We start from the raw sequence: 6980 nt of genomic DNA on the forward strand, positions 1-6980 counted from the left end.
GTTAACAGTTAACAGTTAACAGTTATCAACCAACAACTAACCACCAACAACCAACCACCAACTAAGGATATAATCCTCTATCATTTAAGGCTTGCGCGACTCTTCCTACACCTAAGACATAAGCAGCTAATCTGGGAGAAATTTTTCGCGTCTGGGATTGGTGCATTACTTTACGATATGCTTGCACCATCAAGCTTTCCATTTCACCGTTGACTCGTTGTTCATCCCAAAATAAATAGGAAAGTCCTTGTACCCACTCTAAATAACTGACCACAACTCCACCAGCATTACTTAAAATATCAGGTAATACCGTTACACCTCTTGCTTCTAAAGCTTGGTTTGCTTCGAGTGTCACTGGGCCATTTGCAGCTTCAACTATTAGATTAGCTTGAATTTGATTAACGTTTTCTTGGGTAATTTGATTTTCTAAAGCTGCGGGAATCAACACGTCGCAAGGTAATGTTAATAATTCTGTATTAGTAATTGGTTTGGCTTGGGGAAATCCCGAAATTTTTCTGTTGTTCTCCCTTGCATAAGCTTGTAATTCTAAAATATCTAAACCATTCTCCGCAAAAACACCACCTGCACCTGTAGAGACAGCAATAATTTTTGCACCAGCTTGATGTAGTAATTCAGCCGCAGCAGCACCAACGTTTCCAAAACCTTGAATCGCAATTCGGGTACCTGCTAAAGATTTACCTCGATCTGCTAAGGCTTCACGGACAATAATCATTACACCTCTTCCCGTTGCCATTTCTCTTCCTAAAGAACCGCCGATAGAAAGCGGTTTCCCGGTGACTACTCCCGGTACTGCATGGCCCATATTTACTGAATAAGTATCCATCATCCAAGCCATTTCTCTGGCTGATGTCCCCATGTCTGGTGCTGGTATATCTACGGATGGTCCGATGTCTTTGATTAACTCGCTAATATAACGTCGGGAAATCCGTTCTAATTCGCTGATACTATAATTTTTCGGATTTATGGCAATACCTCCTTTCGCACCACCATAAGGAATACCCAACAATGCACATTTCCAAGTCATCAGCATTGCTAACGCCGAAACTTCCCGCAGTGTCACGGCTGGATGGAAACGAATTCCACCTTTGTATGGACCTAAAATATCAGAGTGTTGGACTCGATGTCCCGCTAAAACTTGTATTTCACCGTTGTCTCGTTTCACCGGAATCGAAACTGTAACTACTTTCCGGGGATGACTGAGTATTTCTGATACACCTTGTCCTAACTTTAATTCTTTCGCTGCTGCATCTAAATAGCTACAAGCTTGATCGAATGGACAAATATATGCAGGAGAAGGAATATCCAGTGCAAATGGCGATGTTTGATCCATAAAATGTAATGATTAAAATATGTTTTCAGACTAACTTGATTTTTGATAGTTGTAGATAATTCTGTAAATTTCGTTACATTTTTTGTTCCACAATGATTATTTAAGATGACTCTAGACAATCCAAATCATTAGTTTTGAATGGTTAGTTTTTCCCAAAATTGTCTAGAGACGTTATGTATAACGTCTCTACAGTACATCGGTAGACGAACAAAGCCAGCAAAACTAATGAAATGGACTACTAGACAATCCAAAATCTAAAATCTAAAATCTAAAATTCAATGGCAACTACTAATTCCAAAACACTTCCTTTACCTCCCGGTAACTTTGGTTTACCCGTAATTGGGGAAACAATCAGCTTTATACGGGATTCAGATTTTACAGATAAACGATACAAAAAATACGGTTCTATCTTTAAAACCCATATTTTTGCCAATCCCACCATAGTTATGATTGGTGCGGAAGCTAACCGTTTTCTGTTTACGAATGATAATAAATATTTTTCTGGGCAATGGCCTCGTAGTACTAAGATTTTATTAGGTCCTGGCTCATTATCCATACAAATGGGCAGTATCCATCAAAAGCGGCGTAAAATTCTCTCACAAGCGTTTCAACCAAGGGCTTTGGCTGAATATAGTTCCACAATGGAGGAAATTCTCCGCAGTTACTCTAACAAATGGGAAAAAATGGGTACTTTGACTTGGTACCCAGAAATTAGAAAATACACTTTTGACCAAAAAACGAGACGCAAGCCCCCGGCTTTAGACGTGGGGATAAGTCGGTAGCGACTTCAGTCGCAGTGAAACGATTGGGTGGCTATGCCTACGGCACGCTAAGCGAACAGCCACATTGAATATTATATAGCTCAACTTCATATAATCTTTATTAGAACTTCAGATTATTATATGAGGATGAGCCATATAATCAATTCATGAATCAAAAATACAAGTCAAATAATAATATTACCTATTCTTGCAAATACCATGTTGTGTGGTGCCCTAAATATCGTCGAAAAGTGCTAGTTCATGGTGTAGATGTTCGTCTCAAAGAAATTATTTTAAAAGTCGCTAATGAATTTAACAGCGAAATTCTTGAGATGGAAATCATGCCGAATCATGTACATCTTTTACTTGAAGTAGATCCACAATTTGGTATTGCAAAAGTTGTTCGTTATATGAAAGGACGTTCATCTAGGTTTCTTAGACAAGAGTTTCCTTGGTTGAAATCTAGACTACCAACACTTTGGACAAATAGTTATTTTGTTTCCACTGTTGGGGGTGCGCCAATATCAGTTGTCAAACAATACATTGAGAATCAAAAAAATGTCTAGCTATGGATGTCAACAACACTTAATTAACCCCAGTTCAGAATTAGCTGCAATTCTAGAATTTTTGTGTAGTGAATCAGCCAAACTCGCTAATTGTGGAACTTATTACGCAAGACAGTTATATTTCAAAACAGGCAAGATACCTAGTAAGTTCGACTTACATAAGTTGTTTAAAAGTAATTTGCACTTTCAAGCAATGTATTCACACGTTGCACAACAGTGTTTAACAACAGTTACAGAATCTTTCAAATCATATATTGGACTACTAAAAGGTACTAAGAAAGGGACTGTAGACCAACGTCCTAAGCTTCCTGGATACCGCAAGGGTGGGTTAGCACTAGTTACTTACCCAAAAGCTGATGTCAAGCTTAAAGATGGGTTGCTACGTTTTCCTCTTGGTAGTAAAGTTAAAACTTGGTTTGGCTTGGATGCATTCTATATACGTATGCCTTCAAATCTTAATTTTGTAGACATTAAGGAGTTTAGGATATTACCAAGAAATAAATGTTTTTACATTGAATATGTGTATAAACAGCATGATGTTGCTGTAGAGTTAGACCAATCAAAAGTATTAGGGATAGACCACGGATTAAATAATTGGTTAACCTGCGTAACGAACGTTAGTACGAGTTTCATCATCGATGGCAAGCATTTAAAATCAATGAATCAATGGTTTAACAAGCAAGTCTCTACAATTAAAGAGAATAAACCTCAAGGATTCTGGAATGAGAAACTAGCACACATTACTGAAAAACGTAACCGTCAAGTTAGAGATGCTGTTAACAAAGCGGCAAGATTGGTCATTAATCATTGTCTGGATAACAAGATTGGCACATTAGTTTTTGGTTGGAACAAGGGACAAAAAGACGGCGCTGATATGGGAAAAAAGAATAACCAAAAATTTGTTCAAATCCCTACAGCACGTTTGAAAGATAGAATTGCTCAACTGTGCGAACAATATGGGATTAAGTTTGTAGAAACTGAAGAAAGTTACACCAGTAAAAGCTCGTTTTTAGATAATGATGTGCTACCTAGATTCGGTGAAAAACCTGAACGGTGGCAATCATCAGGAAAACGTATTAAACGAGGTTTGTTTAAAACACAATCAAATATCTTGGTTAACGCTGATGCAAATGGCGCAGCGAACATTATAGCCAAAGTAGCGATAAAGCTAGGTTTAGAACTTAGTGGAATCAGTAGGGTGTCTTTGATAGCACCATTGAAAGTTCGTTTGTGGACTCTTCAAGAATCCCCCGGCTTCTAGCCGTGGGGAGTATCAAGTAGCTTGTAAATTACTTGTAGGAACGGATGCAGCTAGCGATAGTAATTTTGTCGAACTTTTTGAAGAGTTGGTGAGAGGTTTATTTACCATTCCCCTGAATTTACCTTGGACTAATTTTGGTAAAGCATTACGCAGTCGTAAATTGTTAGTCAAGCAGATTGAAGAAATTGTATTACAGCGTCAACAACAACCTGCTTCAAATAAAGATGCTTTAGGGATGTTATTACAAGCGACAGATGATGATGGTAATAAACTTAGTGTAGAAGAGATTAAAGACCAAATATTAACTTTACTATTCGCCGGACATGAAACTTTAACATCTGCAATTGCTTCTATGTGTCTTTTACTAGCACAGCATCCCGAAGTTTTTGAGAAAGTACGTCACGAACAGCAACAACTGGGATTTTCACAACCTTTAACTTCAGAAAATCTCAAGCAAATGACTTATTTAGACCAAGTTATTAAAGAAGTCTTGCGTTTGATTCCTCCCGTTGGTGGTGGTTTTCGACAGGTAATCGAATCTTGTGAATTTAACGGTTACTTTATCCCTCAAGGTTGGTCTGTACTATATAATGTGCCTAAAACAAATCAAGATAGCAGTGTATATACTGAGCCATCGAAGTTTGACCCAGAACGTTTTGCACCATCTCGGGCTGAGGATAAAACGAAACCCTTTACTCATGTAACATTTGGTGGCGGTATGCGCGAATGTATCGGTAAGGAGTTCGCTAAGTTAGAAATGAAGCTTTTTGCAGCGCTTTTAGTTCGGGAATATAAATGGGAACTTTTACCAGAGCAAGATTTAACTATAATACCAGCGCCTACAGCTTATCCCAAGGATAAGTTGAAAGTTAAATTTATTTGTAAAAAATAGTTTTTATTCTTTTGTAGTAAGGACTTTAGTCCTTTCCTCAGAGGACTAAAATCCTTACTACGAAATTTTCTTTAGTTTTTAATGCTTGCTCGCTTGATATACTTATCTATTTTCACCTCAGATTTTAAGGGCTAAAGCCCTTACTACGAACTTTTGTTTATGAATTAAAAAAAAAGATTTACGCTGATTCCCTTTAATTATTTAGCCAGTAAATCAATTTAATGAACTGCTGCTCTGGTTGCTTCAGCATTAATCGGTTTGATCAAAAACAGCCGCACCATATGTCCCATAATTGAAAGAAATGATGGTACCTTTTGCAATAATTTGATCAATTGAGGGCGATCGCTCTTACTGATTTGAGCTATTTGCAAATTGCGATCGGAACATTCTTCCAATCTGCGGAAAAATTCTGGATGTTCGGTATTCAAAATCGCTGGAAATGCTCGTGCGGCTGTGTTATTGGTTTCTTCAATAACTCGTTTGTTGTATTCACGAGCATCTATACCAAGAGACTTGTAAAAGTTGACTCGCTCAAATACCGTTAATGTGTGGGTGACGAATACCGTTAATAAGAAAAAACGCACCCATAAACGTGCTTTCCAATTATTGAACAATTGCGGTTGGGATCTCAACAGCGCTTTAAAGAAATCTCCGTGTCTGTTCTCATCTTGACACCAACTTTCAAAGTACCGGAATAAAGGATAAAATTGATTTTCTGGATGGGCTTCTAAGTGACGAAACATAATAATGTAGCGCCAATAACCAATTTTCTCAGATAGGTAAACCGTGTAAATAATCCATTCTGGGGGAAAAAATGTATATGTACGGCTTTTGGTTAAATAACCTAAATCTAAAGAAAGATTGAAATCTGCCATTGCTTTATTTAAAAATCCCGCATGACGTGCTTCATCCCGCGCCATACAGTTAAAAGCATCTGCTAATATGGGATTACGGTTTTTGAGTCGTCGTGATAACTCTTTGAATAGCAAAAACCCTGAAAACTCAGAAGTACAAGAACGTTCCAAGAAATCAATGAAAGCTTCCCGCTTTTCACCGTCAATACTATCCCAAGTTTGTTTAAATTCATCATCGCGCACAAAATGATCGCGATTGTAGTCAGCTTTCAACTCGTCTACAATCGCTTTCAACTCCGTCTCATGCGCTGAAATATCCATCTGAGCCACTGCATCAAAGTCTGTGGTGTAAAAGCGGGGGGTTAACAGTGTTTCCTGTACGGGAGCTTTTACACCTTCTTTTAGCAACTCTGGGTGTGGGGTTGGAAGAGACTTAACCATGAGAATTATTTAATTTATCCACTTTCAGCAATATATCCATTAATAGTTGCTATTTTTGATCTTTGGCACAAATATTTAAATTGATTTACAAAAAGCAATTTGAAACTAGTAGTCTGTCCCATTAAATATGACTGGTTTTAACCGCAACCCGTCGAAGGTTGTAAACCCCCGCTCTTAAGCGAAAGTCCTATGAATAGGACTAATATCCAATCTATCAAAACTAATGGGACAAAGCACTAGTACTCCACCACATAAGTTATGAGGGGTAATCAATGTAATATTGTAGGTTGGGCTGTTCGCGCAAGCGTTGCGAAGCAAAACGTAGTGGAGCCTCGGCACCCGCGTTGGGTTGCGCTATGTCCTGTCGGACAGGCTTCGCCAACGCTTAACCCAACCTACGAAGAGGTATTTTAACTCCTCAAAATTAATGTGGTGGACCACTAGTACTCCACCACATAAGTTATGAGGGGTAATCAATGTAATATTGTAGGTTGGGCTGTTCGCGCAAGCGTTGCGAAGCAAAACGTAGTGGAGCCTCGGCACCCGCGTTGGGTTGCGCTATGTCCTGTCGGACAGGCTTCGCCAACGCTTAACCCAACCTACGAAGAGGTATTTTAACTCCTCAAAATTAATGTGGTGGACCACTAGTACTCCACCACATAAGTTATGAGGGGTAATCAATGTAATATTGTAGGTTGGGCTGTTCGCGCAAGCGTTGCGAAGCAAAACGTAGTGGAGCCTCGGCACCCGCGTTGGGTTGCGCTATGTCCTGTCGGACAGGCTTCGCCAACGCTTAACCCAACCTACGAAGAGGTATTTTAACTCCTCAAAATTAATGTGGTGGACCACTAGTA

6 protein-coding genes are annotated in these 6980 nt (G+C 38.9%); 4 read left to right on the plus strand and 2 right to left on the minus strand.

The annotated features are described in order from the left end of the window. Nucleotides 1–61: 61 nt before the first annotated feature. Nucleotides 62–1351 carry a Glu/Leu/Phe/Val family dehydrogenase gene (locus IQ247_RS22270; RefSeq protein ID WP_193923374.1) on the minus strand — a complete coding sequence of 430 codons (1290 nt, stop codon included), beginning with the start codon at nt 1349–1351 and terminating at the stop codon, nt 62–64. A gap of 278 nt (nt 1352–1629) precedes the next feature. On the opposite strand from IQ247_RS22270, the gene IQ247_RS22275 reads away from it, so the two are divergent. The 4 genes from IQ247_RS22275 to IQ247_RS22290 all read left to right on the plus strand — a co-directional run bounded on the left by IQ247_RS22275 (nt 1630) and on the right by IQ247_RS22290 (nt 4831). Then, a complete protein-coding gene (locus IQ247_RS22275) occupies nt 1630–2133 on the plus strand; it encodes a cytochrome P450 (RefSeq protein WP_193923376.1) in 504 nt (167 codons plus the stop codon). Nucleotides 2134–2279: 146 nt separating this feature from the next. Next, on the plus strand, nt 2280–2678 hold the full coding sequence (gene tnpA / locus IQ247_RS22280; RefSeq protein ID WP_193923377.1) for an IS200/IS605 family transposase: 399 nt from the start codon (nt 2280–2282) through the stop codon (nt 2676–2678). Beyond that, nucleotides 2671–3939: an RNA-guided endonuclease InsQ/TnpB family protein gene (locus IQ247_RS22285; RefSeq protein WP_193923379.1), complete on the plus strand. Its 1269-nt coding sequence runs from the start codon at nt 2671–2673 to the stop codon at nt 3937–3939. Before tnpA ends, IQ247_RS22285 begins: the two co-directional genes overlap by 8 nt. A gap of 88 nt (nt 3940–4027) precedes the next feature. Then, nucleotides 4028–4831, plus strand: a complete 804-nt coding sequence (locus IQ247_RS22290) for a cytochrome P450 (protein WP_322745551.1) — start codon at nt 4028–4030, stop codon at nt 4829–4831. Between the two features lie 218 nt (nt 4832–5049). On the opposite strand, the gene acsF is transcribed toward IQ247_RS22290, so the two are convergent. Further along, nucleotides 5050–6126, minus strand: coding sequence for a magnesium-protoporphyrin IX monomethyl ester (oxidative) cyclase (acsF, locus tag IQ247_RS22295; RefSeq protein ID WP_193923382.1), 1077 nt, complete (start codon nt 6124–6126; stop codon nt 5050–5052). Nucleotides 6127–6980: the final 854 nt, after the last annotated feature.

Origin of the sequence: Plectonema cf. radiosum LEGE 06105 (genome assembly GCF_015207665.1) — a bacterium.
Taxonomy (GTDB): domain Bacteria; phylum Cyanobacteriota; class Cyanobacteriia; order Cyanobacteriales; family Nostocaceae; genus Rivularia; species Rivularia radiosa_A.